This window comes from Lactobacillus sp. WILCCON 0149 (assembly GCF_057197965.1).
This window is the reverse complement of the sequence record NZ_JBUBHO010000001.1, coordinates 1,735,133-1,757,855: the sequence shown is the minus strand read 5'-3', so window position 1 is coordinate 1,757,855 and position 22,723 is coordinate 1,735,133. Positions and strand designations below refer to the sequence as shown.

Annotated in this window: 23 protein-coding genes; 11 read left to right on the top strand and 12 right to left on the bottom strand. The window is 51.2% G+C overall.

Annotated features, from left to right (window positions below; translation table 11 throughout):
- Positions 1 to 69: 69 nt before the first annotated feature.
- Positions 70 to 2,157: a putative ornithine decarboxylase gene (locus ACYVUV_RS08125; RefSeq protein ID WP_484499247.1), complete on the bottom strand. Its 2,088-nt coding sequence runs from the start codon at positions 2,155 to 2,157 to the stop codon at positions 70 to 72.
- Between the two features lie 39 nt (positions 2,158 to 2,196).
- Positions 2,197 to 2,439 (bottom strand): hypothetical protein, encoded by a 243-nt coding sequence (locus tag ACYVUV_RS08120; protein ID WP_484499246.1) that lies wholly within the window; start codon positions 2,437 to 2,439, stop codon positions 2,197 to 2,199.
- A gap of 458 nt (positions 2,440 to 2,897) precedes the next feature.
- Here ACYVUV_RS08120 and ACYVUV_RS08115 point away from each other — a divergent pair, with 458 nt between their 5' ends.
- A complete protein-coding gene (locus ACYVUV_RS08115; RefSeq protein ID WP_439774715.1) occupies positions 2,898 to 4,352 on the top strand; it encodes an APC family permease in 1,455 nt (484 codons plus the stop codon).
- Between the two features lie 66 nt (positions 4,353 to 4,418).
- On the opposite strand, the gene ACYVUV_RS08110 is transcribed toward ACYVUV_RS08115, so the two are convergent.
- The gene (locus ACYVUV_RS08110; protein ID WP_439774714.1) at positions 4,419 to 4,613 is read right to left on the bottom strand and encodes a hypothetical protein; all 195 of its coding nucleotides are present in this window, start codon (positions 4,611 to 4,613) and stop codon (positions 4,419 to 4,421) included.
- A 109-nt stretch (positions 4,614 to 4,722) separates the two neighbouring features.
- Here ACYVUV_RS08110 and wecB point away from each other — a divergent pair, with 109 nt between their 5' ends.
- Positions 4,723 to 5,865, top strand: a complete 1,143-nt coding sequence (gene wecB, locus ACYVUV_RS08105) for a non-hydrolyzing UDP-N-acetylglucosamine 2-epimerase (RefSeq protein ID WP_484499245.1) — start codon at positions 4,723 to 4,725, stop codon at positions 5,863 to 5,865.
- Between the two features lie 42 nt (positions 5,866 to 5,907).
- On the opposite strand, the gene ACYVUV_RS08100 is transcribed toward wecB, so the two are convergent.
- The gene (locus ACYVUV_RS08100; RefSeq protein ID WP_439776073.1) at positions 5,908 to 6,387 is read right to left on the bottom strand and encodes a GtrA family protein; all 480 of its coding nucleotides are present in this window, start codon (positions 6,385 to 6,387) and stop codon (positions 5,908 to 5,910) included.
- Positions 6,380 to 6,826: a flavodoxin gene (locus ACYVUV_RS08095; protein ID WP_439776072.1), complete on the bottom strand. Its 447-nt coding sequence runs from the start codon at positions 6,824 to 6,826 to the stop codon at positions 6,380 to 6,382. Before ACYVUV_RS08095 ends, ACYVUV_RS08100 begins: the two co-directional genes overlap by 8 nt.
- 146 nt (positions 6,827 to 6,972) lie before the next feature.
- Here ACYVUV_RS08095 and map point away from each other — a divergent pair, with 146 nt between their 5' ends.
- The 3 genes from map (at position 6,973) to galU (ending at position 9,752) form a co-directional block, all read left to right on the top strand.
- Positions 6,973 to 7,800 carry a type I methionyl aminopeptidase gene (gene map / locus ACYVUV_RS08090; protein ID WP_484499244.1) on the top strand — a complete coding sequence of 276 codons (828 nt, stop codon included), beginning with the start codon at positions 6,973 to 6,975 and terminating at the stop codon, positions 7,798 to 7,800.
- Positions 7,801 to 7,802: 2 nt separating this feature from the next.
- On the top strand, positions 7,803 to 8,717 hold the full coding sequence (locus ACYVUV_RS08085; RefSeq protein WP_484499243.1) for a YihY/virulence factor BrkB family protein: 915 nt from the start codon (positions 7,803 to 7,805) through the stop codon (positions 8,715 to 8,717).
- Between the two features lie 123 nt (positions 8,718 to 8,840).
- Complete coding sequence (gene galU, locus ACYVUV_RS08080; RefSeq protein WP_484499242.1) at positions 8,841 to 9,752, top strand: UTP--glucose-1-phosphate uridylyltransferase GalU; 912 nt, start codon at positions 8,841 to 8,843, stop codon at positions 9,750 to 9,752.
- 60 nt (positions 9,753 to 9,812) lie between these two features.
- Here galU and ACYVUV_RS08075 read toward each other — a convergent pair whose 3' ends face one another.
- Positions 9,813 to 10,094 (bottom strand): hypothetical protein, encoded by a 282-nt coding sequence (locus tag ACYVUV_RS08075; RefSeq protein WP_484499241.1) that lies wholly within the window; start codon positions 10,092 to 10,094, stop codon positions 9,813 to 9,815.
- 90 nt (positions 10,095 to 10,184) lie between these two features.
- On the opposite strand from ACYVUV_RS08075, the gene ACYVUV_RS08070 reads away from it, so the two are divergent.
- Positions 10,185 to 11,180: an alpha/beta hydrolase gene (locus tag ACYVUV_RS08070; protein ID WP_484499240.1), complete on the top strand. Its 996-nt coding sequence runs from the start codon at positions 10,185 to 10,187 to the stop codon at positions 11,178 to 11,180.
- 370 nt (positions 11,181 to 11,550) lie between these two features.
- On the opposite strand, the gene rlmD is transcribed toward ACYVUV_RS08070, so the two are convergent.
- Positions 11,551 to 12,936, bottom strand: coding sequence for a 23S rRNA (uracil(1939)-C(5))-methyltransferase RlmD (gene rlmD, locus ACYVUV_RS08065; RefSeq protein WP_484499239.1), 1,386 nt, complete (start codon positions 12,934 to 12,936; stop codon positions 11,551 to 11,553).
- Positions 12,937 to 13,095: 159 nt separating this feature from the next.
- Between rlmD and recX the strand changes: the two genes are divergently transcribed.
- Both recX and ACYVUV_RS08055 read left to right on the top strand, forming a co-directional pair.
- A complete protein-coding gene (recX, locus tag ACYVUV_RS08060; protein ID WP_439776066.1) occupies positions 13,096 to 13,911 on the top strand; it encodes a recombination regulator RecX in 816 nt (271 codons plus the stop codon).
- 20 nt (positions 13,912 to 13,931) lie between these two features.
- Positions 13,932 to 14,408 (top strand): hypothetical protein, encoded by a 477-nt coding sequence (locus tag ACYVUV_RS08055; RefSeq protein ID WP_439776065.1) that lies wholly within the window; start codon positions 13,932 to 13,934, stop codon positions 14,406 to 14,408.
- Here ACYVUV_RS08055 and ACYVUV_RS08050 read toward each other — a convergent pair.
- Positions 14,405 to 14,872: a hypothetical protein gene (locus ACYVUV_RS08050; protein WP_439776064.1), complete on the bottom strand. Its 468-nt coding sequence runs from the start codon at positions 14,870 to 14,872 to the stop codon at positions 14,405 to 14,407. The two genes, ACYVUV_RS08055 and ACYVUV_RS08050, sit on opposite strands and share 4 nt — an antisense overlap.
- Positions 14,873 to 14,973: 101 nt before the next feature.
- On the opposite strand from ACYVUV_RS08050, the gene ACYVUV_RS08045 reads away from it, so the two are divergent.
- Both ACYVUV_RS08045 and ACYVUV_RS08040 read left to right on the top strand, forming a co-directional pair.
- A complete protein-coding gene (locus tag ACYVUV_RS08045) occupies positions 14,974 to 15,837 on the top strand; it encodes a hemolysin family protein (RefSeq protein ID WP_439776063.1) in 864 nt (287 codons plus the stop codon).
- The gene (locus ACYVUV_RS08040) at positions 15,837 to 17,408 is read left to right on the top strand and encodes a peptide chain release factor 3 (RefSeq protein WP_439776062.1); all 1,572 of its coding nucleotides are present in this window, start codon (positions 15,837 to 15,839) and stop codon (positions 17,406 to 17,408) included. Before ACYVUV_RS08045 ends, ACYVUV_RS08040 begins: the two co-directional genes overlap by 1 nt.
- A gap of 75 nt (positions 17,409 to 17,483) precedes the next feature.
- Here the strand turns inward: ACYVUV_RS08040 and ACYVUV_RS08035 are convergent, their stop codons facing one another.
- From ACYVUV_RS08035 to ACYVUV_RS08020, 4 genes are all read right to left on the bottom strand, one after another.
- Positions 17,484 to 17,672 carry a hypothetical protein gene (locus tag ACYVUV_RS08035; RefSeq protein WP_439776061.1) on the bottom strand — a complete coding sequence of 63 codons (189 nt, stop codon included), beginning with the start codon at positions 17,670 to 17,672 and terminating at the stop codon, positions 17,484 to 17,486.
- Positions 17,673 to 17,695: 23 nt separating this feature from the next.
- Positions 17,696 to 19,357 (bottom strand): multicopper oxidase family protein, encoded by a 1,662-nt coding sequence (locus tag ACYVUV_RS08030; protein WP_439776060.1) that lies wholly within the window; start codon positions 19,355 to 19,357, stop codon positions 17,696 to 17,698.
- Positions 19,358 to 19,682: 325 nt separating this feature from the next.
- Positions 19,683 to 19,961 carry a DUF1827 family protein gene (locus ACYVUV_RS08025; protein ID WP_439776059.1) on the bottom strand — a complete coding sequence of 93 codons (279 nt, stop codon included), beginning with the start codon at positions 19,959 to 19,961 and terminating at the stop codon, positions 19,683 to 19,685.
- A gap of 116 nt (positions 19,962 to 20,077) precedes the next feature.
- Positions 20,078 to 22,273 carry an ATP-dependent Clp protease ATP-binding subunit gene (locus ACYVUV_RS08020; protein WP_439776058.1) on the bottom strand — a complete coding sequence of 732 codons (2,196 nt, stop codon included), beginning with the start codon at positions 22,271 to 22,273 and terminating at the stop codon, positions 20,078 to 20,080.
- A 167-nt stretch (positions 22,274 to 22,440) separates the two neighbouring features.
- Here ACYVUV_RS08020 and ACYVUV_RS08015 point away from each other — a divergent pair, with 167 nt between their 5' ends.
- A complete protein-coding gene (locus tag ACYVUV_RS08015; RefSeq protein WP_296225879.1) occupies positions 22,441 to 22,641 on the top strand; it encodes a hypothetical protein in 201 nt (66 codons plus the stop codon).
- The last annotated feature ends 82 nt before the right edge of the window (positions 22,642 to 22,723 follow it).

The window sequence follows — 22,723 nt, the reverse complement described above, 5'->3', positions numbered from 1 at the left end:
GCCAAATAAAGAAAATAGTTCAAGATATAAAAAACGTTGACACTGTCTTGTGTCAACGTTTTTGTCATTCTAAGATTCTTTGAGGACTTCAGCCCAGACTTCGCCTCCTTCTTGGTAGACCCCTTGGATTTCCGGATCCAGGCCTGGGAACTTTTGGGCAGCGCCGATCAAGACTTGGAAGTAGGCGACGTCCAGGTCCTGCCAGCGCTCACCAGGTGCCACGATGAAGACGCCAGGCGGGTAAGGGAGGGCGCCTTCTAGAGCTACCCGGCCTTTGGCGTCAGACAGTTTGACCAGTTCGCTGTTGCCGTGGACGAATTCACGGTCTGCTTCTTTTGGCGTCATCTCGTAATTTTGGAAGCTGCCTTTTAAGAAAAGGGCTTGCTGGAGCTTAAAGATGTCATGCTCTTGGTAATAGTGGTGGAGCTCCTGGCAGAGCTGGTAGAGGGTATAACCATTATAGCGGTCAGGATACTGGCTTACCAATTCCGGCATGATGGAAGAGAGAGGCGCCTTAGTCAAATAGGCATCTTCAAAGGCCATTAAGGCAGAGAAGAGGCCGTTCATGTCAACCTGGCTTTCGCCTGGCGTTAAGAGGTAGAGGGTAGAGTAGCTGTCGGACTTTTCCGGGATGATGTGCTTTTCGTGCAAGTAGAGGGAAACGACCGCGCCGGGGATGCCTTCTTCAGTAAAGGCAGCTTTTGCCAGGTCAATGCCGGGCGTCATCAAGGTGACCTTGACCGGGCTTAAGGCAACTTCACCTGGGGCGATCAATTTGAAGCCGTGCCAATCATCGTCTGGGGACAGTTTCCAGGCTTCTGGATCGTGGGCCAGGACATCGGTTGGCAGCTCTTCCCACTTTTGCCCGCGGACAGTTGGCGGAACGAGGGGCTTAAAAAGCTTGCTTTCTTTTAAGAGCCGCTTGCGGAAGTCGATGCCTAATTTAACCGTGTCGCTCCACCAGTTGTTAACGGCCGGTGAAGCAGCCATGGCGCTGTTGGCGACCAAGGAAGCGTAGACCGGGTAGGAGTAGCTGGTCGTAACGTACTTCATGTAGGCGTGGTTGAAGTGCTTGTGGTCGACGTAGCGCTTTTGCCCCTTGATATGGCTGTCTTTTTTCAAAATCTGGGAAGCTTGGCCCACGCCGGCTTGCTGCTTGTGGACGGACTGGGTGACCAGGATGCCGGGATCATCGGGACCGTAGGTCTGCTGGAAAGGAGAGTAGTCTCTAAGGACGTCGACAAATTGTTCATAGCCGCCCCAGGCACAGTCAAAGAGGATGTAGTCACAGAGACGGCCGAGCTTTTGCAAGATGAGCTTGGCGTCATAGAAGATGCCGTCATAGGTCTCCAGCTGCAGGACTGCCAGGCGGAAAGGCCGGTCAGCCTGGGCGCGGTCAGGGTCGATCTTGGCGATTTCTTGGCGGATCAAGTCTTCGTCCAGACTGGCGGTGGTTAAAGGCCCGATCAAGCCGTCGGCGTTTCTGTCAGTTGGCAGGTAAACCGGCTTAGCCCCGGTCATGACCAAGGCACTGTTGTAGATGGACTTGTGGTTGTTCCGGTCAAAAAGGACCAGGTCGCCTTCATCTAAAAGGGCGGTGGTGCAGATGGTGTTGGCGCTGGTTGTGCCGTTGGTGCAGAAGTAGACCTTGTCGGCGTTGAAGGCCTTGGCAGCTTCTTGCTGGGCTTCTAAGGGTCCTCCGGTGTGGTTCATCATGTCGCCGAGTTCTGAGACGCAGTCGGAAGTGTCGGCTCTGAAGTAGTTGTCGCCGAAGAAGTTGCGCAAGACTGCTCCGGCTGGGTGGCGGTCATAGAAGCGGCCGTTGTGGTGGCCAGGAGTATCGAAGACCAGGTCATCTTGATCAGAAAAAACCGTCAGCTCCCGGATGAAGCGGGGAACATTGGCTTCTTCGTAGGCCTGGGCCTGGCGGCTGATTTCAGCTTGGCTTGTCTCAGGGTCAAATTCGATCAAGGGCAAATCCAGGCCCAGCTTTTCCTTCATGGTCTGGTAGATGCCCCGGGACCGGCTGTCTTTTTCGTCGATGACCACGGCAGCCAGGCTGGCCGGGTTGACCAGCTCGGTCAGTTCAGTTTTGGGCCAGTCGATTGGTAGATAGGGCAGAAGTTCTTTTTTAGCAGCGATTGCTAGATAATGCATTGAAAAAATCCTTTCTGTTTTATGGATAGATGGAAGTTGCTACTTGTACTTGCGGTCACGTTCATCGCGGAATAAGTGATCAAAGAGCCAGTCGTATTGAGAGATAAAAATGAGAATGCCGATGCCAGCCGCGACTTGAAGCCAGACGGGGATACCGTAATCTCTGGTCAGCTTAAGAAAAGCAGCTCTCAAGTAGGAATGGCCAACAAACAGCCAATACAAAGAGTCAAGAATAGCTATCGCGGACAAAAGCGTCGCCGTTACTCGCAAAAACTTTTTCATATCGATCCCTTTCTGTTACTTGACATATTTATAAAAGCGCTTACCACTTGATTCAGTACCTTTATAAAAAATTGTAGTAGGCATAGGTAAATTATACACTTTCAAGCTTTTTTTGCCAAAAAGCATTCTTAATCGCCGCCCTTAGTGATGTTTCCTTTTTGCGCATTTACTTGCACGAAAAAGGCCAGTTTCTCTTGTCAAGGGCAGATTAACCAAATATTTTTTACTAAAAGCTGGCTAATGACCGGTATGCGGATAACTTCTGCTTAACAATTGAAAGAATTTTCATTGAATTAAAAAAACTATAGAACTTTCAAAACAATAGGAATAAAATGAAAACGATACTTTTTTGATTGGAGACGGTGCAGTGACCAGCTTTTTAAAGCGCCAGAACAAGCCCCCGTGCTGGCAAATTGCCGCTTAAGACAATTTGACCAATAAGGAGCTTGATTTACAGAATGATTGAAGAAACCCCAAAGAAACACTACATGGCCTGGATGACCTTGGCGATGCTCGACTTCGTCACCATCATCCGCTTTGAAGATGTTTTCTACCCATACCAAAACCAAGGTCTGTCCGTAATCTTTTCATGGATTTTCCTTTTGATTTGCTACCAATTGCCATATACCTTGATTGCTACCCAATTGGGTCTGGCTTACAAGGATACTGAAGAAGGTGGCCTGGCCTCCTGGATCCGGCGGGGGACGGGCAGCGACGTATTAGGCTATGCTACCAGCTGGATGTACTGGGCCCAAACCGTGCCCTACCTGGTGGACGTGTCCAACTCCATCATCGTCTCCATTTCCTGGATGATCCTGGGCAACAACACTTTAGGCAAGCACATGTCGCCCTTCATGTTCGGTCTTTTGACCTTTGTCATTATTTTGATCTTTATCTTGTGTGAAAGTGCATATAAAAATTCCCTGGATCTTTTGTCCTTGATTGGGGGGATTGCCATGTTCGCCATGTCCGTGATCTTCGTGATCTTGATCATCTGGGCCCTCATGCACGGCGGCCACATTGCCACCAAGATGGAATGGTCCAGCTTTAAGCCGAACTTCAGTGTCCACTACTTCTCCACGACTGGCTTGTTGATCTTTGCCATGTCCGGGGCGGAACTGGCCGCGCCTTACGTGACGCGTCTCAAGAATCCCCGCAAGGAATTTCCAAAGTCAATGTGGATGCTTTTTGCCATGACGGTCTTCATGACCTTGACTGAAACTCTCGGTCTGGCTGTCCTCTTTGACGCCAAGCACATCCCGCACGACTTTAAGATGAACGGGGCCTTCTACGCCTTCCAGCTTCTGGGTGAAGAAGCTGGCATGGGCAAGAGCCTTATGTACATGTATGCCATCGTCTGCCTCTTGAACTTCATGGCCGACCTGGCCGCCTTGATTGACGCTGCCAGCCGGGTCTTTGCCTCTGACACTTCAGAAAAGTACATGCCAAGCTGGCTCAGAAAGAAGAACAAGGATGGCCTGCCAGTCAACAGTTACGTGCTGACTTGCAGCATCACGCTTTTCCTTTTGCTTTTGTCAGGGACCTTGCCGGAAATCAACGATATCTTCAACTGGCTTTTGAACTTGAACGGGATCGTCTCACCGTACAAGACTTCCGTTGTCTTCCTGGCCTTCTTGGCCTTCCGCTACCGGCATAAGACTTTTGCCGACGGCGACTTCGTCTTCATCAGAAACCACAAGGGGGCCCTGGCGGTCGGCTGGTGGTGCTTCATCTTCACCTTCATCTGCGCGACGATGGGCTTCCTGCCGCAGGATGTTACTTTTGACAGTCCGCAATGGACCAAGCAGCTCTGGATGAACATCATCACCGTTATCGTCCTCTTCGGGACTGGCTTCCTTCTGCCATGGCTCAGAAAGCTGGAAGTAAAGCACCAAGCCAAGGCTAAGGGCTAATGCAGAACAATAAAATAGAGTAAAGAAATAAGGAATCAGTCTGGCTGATTCCTTATTTTTGTTTCATCAATTTACAAGCAGTGGATTCTTCAAGAGCCAAATGGTCAAGGGGATGATGACCAGGAGCAAAATAAGGCTGGTAATCCGCAAAATCCGCCGCGCCTTTTGCCCTAAGGACCTGTCAAAAGAGTAGACCAGGCTGAAGCCGGCCAGGATGATCAAGAGGCTGTCGCCCAGGAGGGGGAAAATATTAACTGTCATAGTGCACCTCAAAATTGTTTTCTCGATTATTTTATGAAAAATTCGCCGCCTTCGCGCCTTTTTTGCTATGATTAAGTTAGCAATTTGCTAAGGAGGCAATAAACCCAGTATGCAGAAAATTAAAGTAATGACCGTTTTCGGGACCAGACCAGAAGCCATCAAGATGGCCCCTTTGGTCCTCAAGCTGATCAGTGACGACCGCTTCCAGCCAGTTACTGTGGTTACCGCCCAGCACCGGGAAATGCTGGACCAGGTCCTGGAGATTTTTAAAATCAAGCCGGATTACGACTTAAACATTATGCAGCCCCAGCAGACCTTGGCTGATATTACCACCCGGGTTTTGACCTCTTTGAGCCAAATCATCCAGGAAGAAAAGCCGGATATCGTCCTGGTCCACGGGGATACGACGACTTCCTTTGCCGCCAGCCTGGCTGCCTTTTACCAGCAGACTCCCCTGGGCCACGTTGAAGCGGGCCTGAGAACCTGGAACAAGTACTCACCTTTCCCGGAAGAGATGAACCGGCAACTGACCGACGTCTTGTCCGACCTTTACTTTGCCCCGACTTCAGTCAGCCGGGCCAACCTCTTAAAGGAAGGACACCCGGAAGAGAATATTTTTGTCACGGGCAACACGGCCATCGATGCCCTGGCCCAGACCGTCCAGGCCGACTACCAGCATGAAGTCTTAGACAAGATCGGCCAGGGCAAGCGGATTATCCTGGTCACCATGCACCGGCGGGAAAACCAGGGCGAGCCTATGCGGCGGGTCTTCAAGGTGATGAAGGACGTGGTTGACCAGACTGATGACGTTGAAGTCGTCTACCCGGTCCACCTTTCGCCAAGAGTCCAGGACGCTGCCAAAGAAGTTTTAGGCGGTGACCCCCGGATTCACTTGATCAAGCCTTTAGACGTGGTCGACTTCCACAACCTGGCCAAGCGCAGCTACTTTATTATGACCGACTCTGGCGGGGTCCAGGAAGAAGCTCCGTCTTTAGGCAAGCCGGTTTTGGTCTTGCGGGACACGACCGAGCGGCCGGAAGGGGTCAAGGCCGGAACCTTGAAACTGGTTGGCACTGAAGAAGACGCGGTTAAGGAAGCCATGCTGGAGCTTTTGAATGACAAAGCTGCCTACAAGAAGATGGCTGAAGCCAAGAACCCATACGGCGATGGCCAGGCCAGCGACCGGATCTTAAATGACATTGCCTGGTACTTTGCCGGCAAAAAGGAGCAAAAAACTGCCGACTTTGCCTAATTAAACAACTTGCATGAATGAAAAAAGCAGTGAAGCTCAGCTTCACCGCTTTTTAATTTTCTTCTCCAGTTTCCGTCTGAGGCTTCTTTCCTGTTGCTCGAAGACGGATTTGGTGGTCAGGTAGTTGAAGATGCCGACCAGGATTTGGTCGATGATCTTGACGATCAAGGCCGGCCAGCCGAAGATGCTCATCCCCAGCCACATGATCAAGGTGTCCGGCAGCAGGCTGATGATCCGGTAGGCAAAAAAGGACAGCAGCTTCTGCCACAAACTGTGCTCATGGTCCACGTTCTTGGTAAAGACCGCCTTGTGGTTGAACCAGAAGGAGGCCAGGTTGGATACGATAAAGGCAACCGTGTTGTCGATGACCAAGACGGTGTGCAAAACGTCATGCATGAACATGAAGACAACCGTGTTGATCAAGGCCGCGATGAAGCCGAAGAACATGTAGACCCATAAATTGCGGTGGCGCTTGAAGATCCGTTCACCTAAAGCCCGCCGCCGGTTAAAATTTTTATCCATTTAATTTGTCCGCCAACTCCTCAGCAGCTTCATCGATGCGGGCGATGTCTTCATCGTCTGGTGCGTTTTCAACCGTGAGCGGGGGAATCAGTTCCTTGGCCCCGCAGGCCAGAAAGGCCTTCTCAAAGTCATAAACGTTCTCGCAGTAGTGTTCCTTATAGGTCTTGTCGCCTGAACCCATGACCGCAAAAGACTTGCCGGTCAAGTCCAGCTCCTTGAGCTGGTCGTAAAAGTCGGCAATTTCGTCAGTCATGGCGCCTTCGCCGTAAGTATAGGTGATGAAGACGCACAGGTCGCTGTCTAAATAATCGCTGGCGTCAGTAAAGCTGACGTCAGAAGAATCTACTTCCAGGCCTTGGTCCAGCAGGTCTTCCTCCAGGATTTCAGCCATATCCTCGTCGTTGCCGGTCATGCTGGCAAAAACAATCTTTGCTCTCATAAGTTAAGCTCCCAAAAAACAATTTCTAGAGTATTATACACGATTTGCCCGAGCTTGGCGAATTGGGCGCTTTGCTACTTTAGCAAACTTTTAAAAAAGGTTATAATGGTGAAGACAAACTACTTCATTATGAAAGGAAAAACAAATTGATTACTATTAAATCTGTTCGTGAATTGAAGGGCATGCAGGCTTCAGGCCACTTGCTGGCAACCATGTTCGAGGCCTTGCGTGACGTGATCAAGCCGGGTATCTCCACCTGGGACATTGAAGAATTCTGCCAGGAATTCGTTTCCAGCCGGGGCGGCCGCTTGTCAGAACAAGGTTTTGAAGGCTACAAGTACGGTACCTGCATCTCAGTCAACGATGAAATTGCCCACAACATTCCCCGCAAGAATGTCTTTTTAAAGGAAGGCGACTTGGTCAAGGTTGACGTAACCTGCAACTTGAACGGCTATGAATCAGACTCCTGCACCACTTACGGGGTTGGCCAGATCTCAGAAGAAGACCAGCACTTGATGGACGTGACCAAGAAGGCCATGTACATGGGGATCGACCAGGCAGTTGTCGGCAACCGGATCGGGGACATCGGCGCTGTCATCCAGCATTATGTTGAAGATGAAGAAGGCTACGGTGACGTCCGGGAACTGATCGGCCACGGCATCCAGCCATCTATCCACGAAGACCCGGAAGTACCGCACTGGGGCAAGGCTGGTCACGGTCTGCGCCTGCGCGAAGGCATGACCATCACCGTTGAACCAATGGTTGAAGCCGGCGGGGACTGGCGGATTTTGCAAAAGACGGTTGACGACCCGAATGACGACTGGGTCTTCTACGCTACTCCGGACGGGTCCAAGTCAGCCCAGTTCGAGCACACTTTTGCCATCACCAAGGGCGGCCCGAAGATCTTGACTTTGCAAAAGCCATACGACGGCCTGGAAAAGTACATCCCGCACTTTGACGAAATGGAAGACTAGGCATGACGGAAAAAGTTGAGCCAGGACAAAAGGGGGTCCGGCGCTTTTTTGCAACTCTTTCCTCGGTCGTTTCCCAAGGGGAGATTTTTCAAAGTTCCATCGTGATTGCCTACTACATCCTGTTTTCAATTTTTCCCATCGTCATCATTATCGGTAACGCCCTGCCTTGGTTTCACCTGGACACGGGCCCGATTGCCGATTATGTAGAAATGATTTTTCCAAGTGACGTGGCCCGCTATATCATACCGATCGTTGAGACCCTGCTTAAGTCGAATTCGACCAGCTATTTCTCCTTCGGTGCGATCTTGGCCCTGTGGTCCATGTCCTGTATGGTGAACGCGGTCAGAATCGGGATGAACCGTCTGTATGGCGTCCACAACAAGGAACTGAAACTTGGTTTCTGGCACTTTATCTGGAACCGGACCTTGACCGTGATCTTCAGCGCTTTGATGGTCACCATGTTTATCCTTTTGGCCCTGGTTGTGGTTTTTGGCCAGGAAGTCCTGCATTTTCTGGCGCCCTACCTCAATTTGTCTCTGGACTGGATCGACAGGCTCTTCAGCTACCGTTGGCTTGTTCTGCTGGTCTTGATGCTGATCGGGGTCTATTACCTCAACGCCGTAGCGCCCAATGTTCACTTCAAGAAGGCGGTTTTGCCCGGGACCATCGTGACGGTAGCCGGCTGGGAAGCCCTGTCTTATCTTTTTTCCTTCTATTTGAAAAATTTTCCGGTCAAATGGGAAAATTATGGTATAGTTGGAACTTTTATCATTTTTATGCTCTGGCTCAACCTCCTGGCCATTCTTTTGCTTTTTGGCACGGCGGTCAACGTCAGCTTGGACCAGCTGCGCTACGGGCCAGCGACCTATTCCAACGGCCCTTTGGCCGAGTTTATTGCCAAGCGGCGGAAAAAGTAATTGTCCATTTTCTAGGAGATTGGTCTAGCTTTACTAGATTCTTCTCTAGAAATATGTTATTATACGCTTGCATTTAAAATGCTTTCATTAATGTGCGAAGTTAAGAAAAGAGGATGTAAATACATGAAAGTCAGAAAAGCGATCATCCCAGCTGCCGGTTTGGGAACCAGATTTTTGCCAGCAACCAAGGCCATGCCTAAGGAAATGCTGCCAATCGTCGACAAGCCAACTATTCAATTTATCGTTGAAGAAGCCATGGCTTCAGGCATTGAAGACATTCTGATCGTTACTGGCAGAAGCAAGCGGTCAATCGAAGACCACTTTGACTCAAACCCGGAACTGGAAGACAACTTGACTGAAAAGCACAAGGACGCGCTTTTGAAGCTGGTCCGGGAAACCACCATGTCCAACATGAAGGTCAACCTTTACTTCACCCGCCAGCCGCATCCAAACGGCTTGGGGGATGCCGTCAACCGGGCCCGCAGCTTCATCGCCGGCGAACCTTTCGTGGTTATGCTGGGCGACGACTTGATGAGAGACAAGACGCCATTAACCAAGCAGCTGATCGACTGCTACGATGAAACCCACGCTTCAACCATCGCGGTCATGAAGGTGCCACATGAAGAAGTCAACAAGTACGGTGTCATCGACCCAATCGGCGAAACTGCTCCAGGCCTGTACAACGTTAAGGCCTTCGTGGAAAAGCCAGATGTTGACAAGGCCCCAAGTGACTTGGCTATCATTGGCCGCTACCTGCTGACTCCGGAAATCTTTGACATGCTGGACAAGCAAAAGGCCGGTGCTGGCGGTGAAATCCAATTGACTGACGCCATCGACGCCTTGAACAAGACCCAGCGGGTCTTCGCCCACGAATTCAAGGGCGATCGCTTTGACGTCGGCAACAAGGAAGGCTACATGGAAACTTCCATCCAATACGGGCTCAGTCACCCAGAAACCAAGGATGCTTTGCGTAAGTACATCATTGACCTGGGCAAGAAGCTGGAAAGCGAAGGCAAGAAGCCAGCCGCTAAGTAAAATATGCAAAGAAAGAAGCTGTCTGAAGATTAGGCAGCTTCTTTTTTATACTCTTTTTCGTCATTTGCAGACGATTTTTCTCTCAGCCGGCAGGATCTGGATTCCGTAGACGGAGATTTCTTTTTCCTGGCAATAGAAGCTGAGGGGGATGGACTTGCTCCCCTTGCCGGTCAGCTGACGGAATTTGGCCAGGGTCATGGGCTTTTTGCCGCACAAGAGCTGGCAGTCTTCCCGGGCCAGGACGAACTTGCTGAGGGGGAGGGTCTGATCTTTTACCTGCAGGTAGAGGGCGTTTTGCCCGCCCAGGTCAGTCAGAAGCTGTAAAAAATCTGCGAGCAACATAAATAATCCTTTCTTTTTTTATTGTGGTATACTGTTCATATTGCTAAAAATAAAGCTACAAAGCGATAGAAATAACAGAAACTATAGATAATGAGGGAAGAGGACAAAAAACAGGTGAATAAGAAGAAGCAAAAGAAATCCAAGTCCAGCCGGCTGGTCAAAATTCTGGCCGGCATTTTGGCTGTTTTAGCCTTGGCCCTGGCCGGGGCCGGCTACTACTTTTTCAACATGGCTGTGGTGCCGGGCAAGAAAAGCTTCGTGACCAACGGAACGGTGAAGTTGACCAAGTCCACGCCCCAGTACAAGCAAAAGCTCTGGTACAAGCAGGTGAAAAAGCAGCATTGGCAGATGCGGTCGGCTAAGAACAATTATCTCCTCCGGGCCAATTATATTCCAGCCAAAAACTCGGCCAAGACCGTGATTATCCTACACGGCTACATGTCCAACAAGGAAAATATGGGGGCCTACGCCCAGCTTTTCCACTCCCTGGGCTACAACACCCTCTTGCCGGACGCGGAAGCTCATGGGCAAAGCCAGGGCAAGTATGTCGGCTACGGCTGGCTGGAGAAAAACGACGTTAAAAAGTGGGCCGAGCAAGTAATCAAGAAAAATGGCCAAAAGAGCAAGATCGTGATTTTCGGGGTCTCCATGGGCGGGGCCACGACCATGATGACTTCCGGCTTAACCTTGCCTAAGCAGGTCAAGTGCTTCATCGAAGACTGCGGCTACACCAGTGCCAAAAACGAAATTGAGCACGAAGCCAAAGCTCTTTACAATATGCCGGCCTTTCCCCGTTTTCCCCTGGTGGAAATCTTGAGCGGAATTACCAAGTTAAAAGCCGGCTACTTTTTGGCCCAGGCTTCCAGCATTAAGCAGCTGAAGAAGAATACCCGGCCCATGCTTTTTATCCATGGCAGCAAGGATACTTTCGTGCCGACCGAAATGGTTTATAAAAATTACCGGGCCAGCCGGGGGCCAAAGCAGCTCTTGATCGTCAAAGGGGCCCAGCACGCCAAGTCCTATGAGCACAATCCGGCCTTGTATGCACGCACGGTCAAGCAATTTTTAGCAAAATACGGCAAATAGTCTCTTGCAAGCGTTTGCATCTAATGCTATACTGAAGGCGTGGAAGAGGTAGAAAACAACTGAACAGAAGTTTTTATCTCCAGATTGTAATTATTATTCGCTGTCTCTCTTATTGAGACCAAAATAAAGGCTTGAAGCTTTTAACCAAGTGGCGATACACAATAGTCTAATTCATTTCATACGCTAGCACGTAAAACTCGAACAAGTGACTGTTTTATCTTAGCCGGTATTAGCCATTGGTGAATTCTTAAAATTGAATATCGTGACTATTAATTTGATGAGCTACCTCATCCACTTGGAAAGACTGCCGGGGGCAGTTTAAAGGCGAGAAGATTTGATCTTCTCGCCTTTTCTAATGCTTATTTTCTTTTTACTTTTTGCGTAGGGTCAGCTTGGCGATGCATTCGCAGCGTGGCGTCTGCGGCAGCATGTCGACGTTTTCGATGACCCGGACGTCATAGGCCTCGCTGAGAAGCACCAGGTCCTGGGCCAGGGTGGACGGGTTGCAGGAAATGTAGACGAAGCTGGCTGGCTTGACTCTGAGCAGGGTCTTGATCAAAGACTTGGCCAGGCCGGTCCGCGGCGGATCGACGATCAAGGCGTCGATTGGCAGGCCATCTTCTTTTAAGCGGGGCAGGAGCTTTTCCACGCTGCCCTGCAAGTATTCAGCGTTTCTGACATGGTTGAGCTCAACATTGTGCTGGGCGTCCAAAACGGCTTCAGGGATGCTTTCGATCCCGACTACCTGCTTGACCTGGTCAGCGGCTAAGATCCCCAGGGTACCAACCCCTGAGTAAGCGTCAATCAAGGTCATGTCCGGCGTTAAGCTGAGCAGCTTCAAGGCTTCAGAATACAGGGTTGCCGTTTGGACCGGGTTCAGCTGGAAGAAGGCCCGGGGGCTCAAGGCAAACTTCTTGCCCATGATTTCTTCCGTGATCTGGTTTTTGCCCTGGAGCTTGCTGGTCTTGTTCCCCCAGACTTGCGGGTTCTGCCAGTCAGTTTCATTTTGGTAGACGGAAACGACCTTTGGCAGGCGCATGATTTCATCAGCCAGCTGGAGAAGATTGTCCAGCTTGTGGCCAACGGTGATCAAGGTTACCTGCATTTCCTGGCTGGCTTCTGCTTGCCGGACCACGATGGTCTTAACGCCTGGCAAGTTGCGCCGGCGGTTGGCAATCGGGACGCGGAGCTTGATGATCAAATCCCGGATGGCCCGTTCAGTATCCTGGGTGTCCTTGCTTTGCGTTGGCATTTCCGGCAGGTCGATCAACTGGTGGGAGTTAGGGGCATACAGACCAAGGGAAACATGATGGTTTTCCCGTTCGATCTGGTACTGGGCCTTAGCCCGGTAGTGCCACTGATCCGGCGCCGGAATGGTGTTCTTGATCTTGTAATTCTTGTAGCCCCGCGGGTGGTACTTTTCAAGGGCAGAGACCAGGTTGTCCTTCTTGAACTTGAGCTGGCCCTCGTAGGACAGGTGGGCCAGTTCAAGGCCGCCGATTCTCGGGTCAACGCCGGATGGGAAGGGAACCCGGTCCGGGCTGGCTTCCTTGATCCGGACTAATTCGCCTTCCAGGTATTGGGGGTGGTCCTTGACGATCTTGGCTACCACGACTTCATCTGGCAGGGCGCCGGGGATGAAGATGATCTTGCGCTTGTAGTAGCCGATCCCTTCACCGTTGATCCCCAGCCGCTTGATGGTGATGATGACGTGCCGCTCTTGAGGAGCATTTTTTAAAAAATGTTTTTTCTGCATGTGATGCCTTCTTCTTGCTTATTCTTTCTACAATAAAAAACTGGAAACTTTTTGACATACTATTATACCGGGCTTTTTAAAAGGGACGCAAGTTTTTCGCAGCTTTTGCGGCAATTTGCTAAGATAGAGTTGCCAGATTTGCCAAATAAGGAGGAAAAAATGGCCATTATCACGAAAGTTAGTGCACAAAAGCGGCAGGGGCGCTACAATATTTTTTTGGACCAGGAATATGCTTTTTCCGTCAGCGAAAAGACCCTGGCAGAATTTGTCCTGCTCAAGGGCCAGGAGCTTACCCCCCAGAAGGTCAATGAGATCCTGGACTTTGAGGCTGTTGCCAAGGCCAGTGACCTGGCGGCCAAATACCTGTCCTACCAGCCCCGGACGGTCAAGGAAGTGACTGACTATCTCAGCCAGCATGAAATTTCCCGGTCAGCGGCCAAGCGGGCGGTAGGAGAATTGGTTGACCTTGGCTACCTGGACGACGAGGCTTATGCCCGCCTTTTTGTCAAAAATGACCTTCAGGTCGGCAAGAATGGACCAGGGGCTGTCCGCCGGGATTTAAAGAAAAAGGGCGTTGACGATGACTTAATCGAAGCTGCCCTGGCGGACGTGACTGATGAGGAATGGGCCGAGGTTGGCCAGCGCCTGGTCAAGTCGCTTTTAGGCCAGCAGGGAAAGATTGCCAAGCGGGAAGTTGACCGCAAGATGCAGACTAAACTGCTCAGCCACGGCTTCTCCAGCTCCCTGGCCCAGGAAGTAGTCCAGGAACTGGTCCCGGAAGCTGACGAGGACCAGGAGCGTGAAGCTTTAGCCAAGCAGGGCCTTAAGGCCTACAAGCGCTTCAAGCGCTATGAGCCGGGCGTAAGAGAGCAGAAGATGCGGCAGTACCTGTACAGCCACGGCTTTTCCGGGGATGAAATCAGTGCCTTTTTGGCCGGGGAGATCATTCCTTTAGAAGAACTGGAAGAATACTAGCAATAGAAAGAAGCAGAGAAATGCAGACAGAAATCAACGAACTTACTTTTATCGGCAAGGCTTTTCCTGACCGGATGATGGACGCAAACGGAACCTTCGCGGCCGCCAACCAGGAACTGGAAGCCAACCCGGCCTTTCAAGACTTTGTTAAAGCAGCCGGCCTTGACGACCAGCGGGCGTCTTTGATCGTTTTTGGCCCGGAAAACTTTATGTACTGGTACGGGGTGATCGCGCCTAAGGGCAGCGAAGTTAGCGGCCTGCTTAAATTTTCCCTGCCAAGCGCCCAGGTTTTCCAAAAAGAAGAGACGGCCAACGCGGCCTACTTTGACCTGCCGCTGAACTTCGAACTGCCCCGCTTTTTGGATGAAGCCGGTGATTTAGGCAGCGACTTCCAGGCTCAGCTGGAAGAGAATCCCAACCCTTACATCCTCCGCCAGCTGGATTTAGGCAATAAAAAACTGACCAAGAGCCTTTACCTCCCGGTCAGTCAGAATTAAGATTGATTGATTTCAGCATCAATGGACAGGTTGTCGTACTCGATGTAGGCCCCCAGGCAAGTTGAGATGAACATGATCAAGATGACGAAGCCCATGGAGGTGCCGACGATCCATTCCAGGGGCAAAAGCAGGCGGATCACGATCGTGGCCAGGGTGCAGAGGACAAAGTCCAGGATGAAGTTGGCGACCTGCAGGAGCGGCCGGCGGCGGATGCTGAAGAAGCGGAGAATCTGCTGCAGGAAGCTGTCATAGATGTCTCCGGCCAGCAAATTCAAGGGCCGCTGGATGGTGGCCTTGACGGCCAGCATGATGATGGCCCCGACAAAGGCCCCTACAGCCGTGCGGAAGGGGTCTGTCGAGTGCAGGACCAGGGCATTGTAGCCGATCCCGATGATGGCCAGGCTGCAGATGTAGGGAATCAAGAGCAGGAAGACGAAAACTAACATAATGCGGCGCATTTTCATTGGTAAAACACCTCTTTCTACTGGGGTATTTTAACATATTACAGTAAGGTCATATGCTATAATGTAAATATTTAAGGATTTTACGAAAGAGAGTTAACAAAATGACAAGCGACCCTGCGACCGGCAGCCTGTTTGACAAATTGAGAAGCCGCTTTTCCAGCAATGAAGAAGGCGGCAAGGACCAGCTGCAGGCTGAAATTGACCAGCTGCATGCTGGCAATGTTTTGACTGATACCGAATATTCGATGATTGAGGGCAGCATGGCTTTCCACGATAAAGTAGCCCGGGAAGTCATGGTGCCGCGGACTGACGCTTTCATGATCGACATTGAGGATGACCTGGAGGAAAACCTGGATGACATTCTCCGCCAGCCTTATTCAAGAATTCCCGTCTACCGCCAGGACAAGGACCAGATCGTGGGCGTCATCCACATCCGCACCATTCTTAGAGAGGCCCGCCAGCACGGCTTTGACCAGCTGACTTATGACCGCTTGATTTCCCCGCCCCTTTTTGCCCCGGAAACGATTGAGCTGGATGACTTGCTGGTGCAGATGCAGACCAGCCAGCAGCAATTGGCCATCCTAACTGATGAATATGGCGGGGTGACTGGCCTGGCCAGCATTGAAGACTTGATCGAAGAAATTGTCGGCGATATCGATGACGAGGTCGACAAGGCCGAAGTTTTGGTCCGGCAGCTGAATGAGCACCAGTTTGTCATTTATGGCAAGATGCCTTTGACTGACTTCAACGAACGCTTTGGCACTGACCTGGAAATGGAAGATGTCGACACCCTGGCCGGCTACATGATCACCAAATTGGGCGTGATCCCGGGCAGAGGCGAGCAGCTGGAGGTGCCCCTGGACAACGGCATGGTTTTGACGACCAGAAGAATGCGGGGGTCGCGGCTCTTGACGGTCTTGTTGACCCTGCCAGAAGAAAATTACGAGGAAGAAACTGAAGAATAATGAACAAAGAACTTTTAGACAAAGTAAATAAGCGGCGGACTTTCGCGATCATCTCCCACCCCGACGCCGGTAAGACGACGATTACGGAACAGATGCTGCTCTTGGGTGGGGTGATCCGGAGCGCCGGGACGGTTAAAGCCCGGAAAACCGGGAACTACGCCACCAGTGACTGGATGGAAATCGAAAAGAAGCGTGGGATTTCCGTTACCTCATCCGTTATGCAGTTTGAATACCAGGGCAAGCGGATCAACATCCTGGACACCCCAGGCCACCAGGACTTCTCAGAAGACACCTACCGGACCTTGATGGCGGTTGACGCCGCGGTCATGGTCATCGACTCCGCCCGCGGGATTGAGCCGCAGACCAAGAAACTCTTCAAGGTCGTGCGGCAAAGAGGGATTCCGGTCTTCACCTTCATGAACAAGCTGGACAGAGATGGCCGTGAACCTTTGGACCTGGTTGCTGAACTGGAAGAAGTCCTGGGCATTGAAGGCGTGGCCATGAACTGGCCAATTGGGATGGGGCAGAGCCTGCTGGGCCTTTATGACCTGGCTAACCAGCGGGTTGAACTCTACCATCCGGAAGAAGGGCAAGACCGCTTTATCGCTTTAGAAGACGGGAAGGCGCCAGCAGGCAGTCCTTTGGCTGATGATCCGCAGTTTGAAGAAACTTTGGGTGAAATCGAGCTTTTGGAAGGGGCCGGAGCCAGCTTTGACCGGGAAAAAGTTTTAGCCGGCCAGCAGACGCCAGTCTTCTTTGGGTCAGCCTTGACCAACTTTGGGGTGGAGACCTTCCTGGAACAATTCGTTGACTTAGCTCCAGCGCCAGGCGAGCACGAAGTCAACGGGGATGAAGAACTCAAGCCAGATGATGATGAATTCTCCGGCTTTATCTTCAAGATCCAGGCCAACATGAACCCCCAGCACAGAGACCGGATCGCTTTTGTCCGGGTCTGCAGCGGGGAGTTCAGCAAGGGCTTGGACGTAACCCTGGCCAGAACCGGCAAGCCGGTCCGCTTGAACAATGCCGTTGAATTTGAATCAAGTGCCCGGGTCCAGGTTTCTGAAGCCGTGGCTGGGGACATTGTTGGTTTGTACGACACCGGCAACTTCCAGATCGGGGACTCCATCTACGCTGGCAAGCGCAAGCTGGAATTCCCGCCGCTGCCGGAATTTACCCCGGAACTCTTCATGCGGGTTTCACCAAAGAACGTCATGAAGCAGAAGTCCTTCCACAAGGGGATGAACCAGCTGGTTCAAGAAGGCGCCGTCCAGCTCTACCGCAACTACCAGACCGACGACTACATTTTGGGGGCGGTCGGTCAGCTGCAGTTTGAAGTCTTCCAGTACCGGATGAAGAATGAATACAACTCCGAAGTTGAAATGACGTCCATCGGCCACCGGGTAGCCCGCTGGATCAATCCTGACCAGCTGGACCCGAAGATGTCCTCCAGCCGGAACCTCTTGGTCAAGGACCGCTTCGGCAATCCACTCTTCCTCTTTGAAAACGCCTTTGCTGAACGCTGGTTCCACGACAAGTACCCGGATGTGGAACTGACGGAAAAGCTGTAATGCAAAAAAGCAAGTAAACAAGAAAAACGATGCCGCGAGGCATCGTTTTTTTAGTGCATGATTGGTTTTGACTGACTAGCATTCAGTCATTTCTGTTTTGCTTTTTGGCAAAAAGTAGTAAACGAGGTCAATGACGGACTGGGCAAACATTACCCCGGCCATCCAGTACATGGCCATCATCATCTTATCCGTAAAGGTGTAGAAGACGACGATCCCGTACAGCAAGACCCATAAAATCTTCAAGTAAAGGTTGTTGTTCATCATAATTCTTTTCCTCCAATTACTTCTTAGTGATGGCTGGCCCCGCTGGTCGCGTCGTGGTGGCTGGCACCCGATGAAGCGTCGTGATGGCCGTGGCCGGCTCTTGAAGCGGCAGTAACGGCTTCAACCAAGCGGCGGCTGGTTTCGGCTTCAGCCGCGTGGAAGCAGGCACCCATGTCCATGTCTTCAACGTCCATCCCTGGCATGAAGACTTCACCTGGTTCAACGCCCATTTCTTCAGCAAAGGCGTTCGTGATGGTTTCCATGTCCATCAGCTTGTAGGTCTTGTCCGGGTCCTTCGGGTCAACGATTTGGATCTGGGCCATCATGCCGGCATCTTCGTGTTCGATGATGTGGCAGTGGTACATGAAGACCCCGGCATTTTGGAAGTAGACCTTCAAGCGGACAGTTTCGCCTGGGCCGACTTCAATAGTGTCCTTGTAGACATTGATTTCGTTTGGGTTAGGCTTTTGCCCGTTACGGGAAACGACCAGGAAGTGGGCACCGTGGATGTGGAAGGGGTGCAGCATCCCTGAAGCAGAGTTGTTGGTGTTGGTTACGTCCCAGTATTCAACTGAGTTCAAGGTCTGCTTCATGTCGATTCTTTCCATGGAGAAGCGGAGGCCGTTGATCTTGTCGTGGTCGTCCATAGTCACGTGGCGGACTGGTGCTTCGCTGTTTACGGCCGGGTCATCTGGAGTAAAGATGTTGAATGGCAGCTCCCGGTCGTCTTTTTCAAAGGCGTGGATGCGGAATTCAACCAGCTTGAAGTCGTCAGTGTAGAGGCTGACAACGTCGCCTTCCTTGTAGCCGGCAAAGTCAACGATGACCTGCTGTCTTTCCCCTGGCCCGATCAAAAGCTTCTTGACCTCAATCGGGTGTCTGAGGAAGGAGTCGTCCCCGCCGATTTGGGTCATGGTCAGGTCGTTTTCAAAGTGCAGGCGCCATTCCCGGCGGTCAGACCCGCCCAAGAAGAGCAGGCGGACCTTTTGGGTGGTTACGTCAACGTAAGGACGAACCACGCCGTTGATCAAAGGAACTTCACCAAAGACGCCCATTGGGTCGTAGTCGGCCCGGTAGTCAAGCTGGTTGTCGTGGAAGGTCCGGTCCTGCAGGATAATTGGGAATTCATCGACCCCGTAGTTCTTTGGAATAGGCAGGCGGGCTTCGTTGTCATCAGTAACCACGACCCCCATGGCCAGGCCCATCCAGACCTGCATGGCCGTTGACGGACATGGGTGGGCGTGCAGCCAGGTCAAAGCGGCAGGCTGTTTGACCGTAAATTCGATATCTTTTTCTTCACCAGGGTAAACTGGGGCGTGGCAGCCGCCGTCAGTAATTGGTCCCGGAACTTCCATGCCGTGCCAGTGGAATGAAGTGAGGACAGGCAGGCTGTTTTTGAGGCGCACGTGGACTCTTTGCCCGGTCTTGACTACCAGGGTCTGGCCTAAAAGGGGAGCGTTGTAGCCCCAGGTCTTGGTCTTCTTGCCTGGCAGGATCTGGCTTTCACCTTCCTGAGCTTCGATGGTGTAGTAGATGTCATTGCCATCAACCTTGTCCGGCGCTAAAAGCGGGGGAACGGCTAAAGGCTGGGCCTCAACGCCTGCTGGAATCGTCAGCGGCTTGTAGCCCATGTGGCTCTTGTCAAAGTCTTTTTCAGCATAAAAGTAATCCGGATAAACTGTCATGTTTAGTACCTCCTTGTTTTTACCAAATCAACAGTTTAAAATTGCTGCTTTTTACACATTCACTTTCTTTTCTAAAAGCGCTTTCCAGTGCTCAAAGCAAATTGTAGAACTATTTCTTAATAAAAAAATTGACATAGATCAATTCTGGCGGATTTTTTGAAAAAAAGGCTATTTTTCGCAAGTAAATCTTCAATTTTGCTAAAAAACGGGTATTTTTTGAATTTTTCGCAGAAAAGAAAAAAGGAAGATAAAAGAAATAGGGAGCTAACGAAGAAAAGGAAAAGAAGGAATGAAAAAAGAGCCCGTCAGGGCTCTTTTGCAGGGATTACTTGTCAACGTGGATTTCAACCACCCGGCGGTGCTTGTCAACCGTGAGCTGGTAGCTGGTCCGGTCGGGAATCAGCCGCTTGGCCACGAATTCGAGTTCTTCTTCGCGGATCTTGCGGTGGTGGTTTTCTAATACAATCCCGATGGCGATTGGGCTTTCGGTATAAACTACGGTAGTGTTGCCTAAGGAGTAAACTTTAACGTAGTTCACGCTCGTAGTATTTAGCTGACTGTGAACTAATTCGGCATAGCTATTAGTAACATCAATTAAGTGCATAAAACTTCACCCGTTTCTATTTGTCTCTGATATTCCCCTCACTTTCATTATAACGCATTCAAGAAAAAAACAAGGATCCTTTTTGGAGAATCCTTGTTTTTTCTGTTCAGAGATAGTTATTTTTCTTCACTTGCTTCAGCTGCCGGCAGGGCAGGGACTTCTTCAGAGATTGCGATTTCCCCATCCTTTAAGTCGGCGACTAATTGCTTGGCTTCAGTGTGGTCCAGCTTGTAGTCGGCCACCTTGTCTTCGATTTCTTCCTGGATTACCCGGCGAAGCGGACGAGCACCCATTTCCGGATCGTAGCCTTCTTCAACCAGCTTGTCCTTGGCCGCGTCAGTAACCGTAATGTGCAGGCCTTGGTCGCTGACCATGGCGTTGGTCTTGTCCAAAAGGAGGTTGACGATCTGCAGGAGGTTGCCCTTGGTCAATGGGTGGAACTGGATGATGTCGTCAAAACGGTTCAGAAATTCTGGCTTGAAGTACTGGCTCATCACCTTGCGGGTTTCTTCAGCTTCGTTCTTGTTGTTTTCCGCCGCGAAGCCCACGCTGGCCGTCTTGATCCCCTGGCCGGCGTTTGAGGTCATGATGATGATCGTGTCCTTGAAGGAGACAGTCCGCCCTTGTGAGTCAGTCAAACGGCCGTCGTCAAGAATCTGCAAGAAGAGGTTCAAAACATCTGGGTGGGCCTTTTCAACTTCGTCCAAAAGGATCAGGCTGTATGGGTTGTGACGGACCCGTTCGGTCAATTGCCCGGCTTCTTCATAGCCGACATAACCCGGAGCTGACCCGATCAGCTTGGAAACAGAGTACTGCTCCATGAATTCGGACATGTCGAAGCGGATCATGGCATCTTCGCTGCCGAACATCTTCAAGGCCAGCTGCTTAGCCAGCTCGGTCTTGCCGACCCCGGTCGGGCCGACGAAGAGGAAGGAGCCGATTGGCCGGCCGGACTTGTTGAAGCCGATCCGGTTTCTTCTGATGGCCCGGGCCACCTTGTCAACGGCTTCGTCCTGGCCGATAACCTTGGCCTTGAGGTCGCTGGCCAGGTTGGCCAGCTGGTTTTCTTCCTGGGCCTGGATATCGCCGACCGGGATGTTGGTCTTTTCTTCGACGATCTTGTCCATGACCTTGGCCGTGATGGTTGGGGTCTTGTCCGGGTCGACGTTTTGGTCCTTCAGCTTTTCGTATTTTTCGATCTGGTCGCGGTAGTAGGCAGCCTTTTCGTAGTCTTCATTCTTCAAGGCGTCCTGCTTGAGCTTCTCAGCCGCGTCGATTCTTTCCTGGATCTTTTCCTTATCGATGTAAGGAATGGTCAGGTTCATTCTTGACCCGGCTTCGTCCAGAAGGTCGATGGCCTTGTCTGGCAGGAAGCGGTCCTGGATGTAGCGGGCAGACAGCTTGACGGCAGCTTCGATGGCATCGTCAGTGTATTTGACGTGGTGGTAGTCCTCGTAGCGCTTTTGGATCCCCTTGAGGATCTTGATGGTTTCGTCGATGCTTGGTTCCTTGACTTCAACTGGCTGGAAACGCCGGGCCAGGGCGGAGTCCTTTTCGATTTCCCGGAATTCCTTGATGGTCGTGGCCCCGACTAACTGCAGCTCGCCTCTGGCCAGAGCCGGTTTGATGATGTTGCCGGCATCCATGCCGCCTTCAGAATTGCCGGCGCCGACGATTTCGTGGATTTCGTCGATAAAGAGGATGATGTCTGGCTGGCTCTGCAGCTCTTTGACCAGCTGCTGCATTCTTTGTTCAAACTGGCCCCGGATCCCGGTCCCTTGCACCATGGAAACCATGTTGAGGGAGATGATCCGCTTGTTTTGCAATTTAGCTGGAACGGACCCGTCTACGATGTCTTGGGCCAGGCCTTCAACGACCGCGGTCTTGCCGACCCCGGCTTCCCCGATCAGAACCGGGTTGTTCTTGGTCCGCCGGTTGAGGATTTCGATCACCCGGGCGATTTCCCGGTCCCGGCCGATGACCGGGTCGATCTTGCCCTTCTTGGCCAAAGCGGTCAAGTCGGTCCCAAACTGGTCAAGCAGGGACTGGCCGCCGCCATTGCCGCCCCGGCCCGGGTTTTGCCCGGATGGATTTTGGTTGTTGTCACGGTTTGCGCCATTTGGCCGCCCGTTCAAAGCATTGAAGAGGTCGTCAAAGTCGCCGAAAAAGTTGTCATTGTTCATTTGATTGCCTTGTTGATTCCTTAATTCTTGGTAGCATTGCTGACATAAGTCGATTTCTTTGTTTTGGCCGTTAATCTTCGTGTAAAGATGTATCGAGGCCTGCCGTTGGTGGCAGTTTTGACACAACATGTTAAAATACCGCCTTTCATCAAAGTTCTGCCTAAATTATAGGACTTAGCACTCTAGTTAGTCAAGTGCTAAGTCTTGGAAAGAAAACAGCTTGCCTTTGAGTCTTCTTCCTTTAATTTTGACAAATAATTGCGCTAAAATAATGGACAGGAGGTTGTAACATTAATATGGACTATACTGATATTTTGGAGCAATTGGTCTCAGGCGACTTGCTTGAGTACCAGATCGACCCGCAGAAGGACCCGGAAGATGCTTTTGCCTTCCAGCAAAGCCTGCGCAATTACGGGAAAAACAAGAAAATTACCGGCCGGGCTGGCCGTGGCGGGGTTATTACCTATACTTCGATCGAGAATAAGCCCAAGTATTAATGAAAACATTTACAAATTAAGTTGTAATGACCTCGAAAACATGTTATTCTTTAAGGGAAACGGTACTTTGGTACCCAATTCT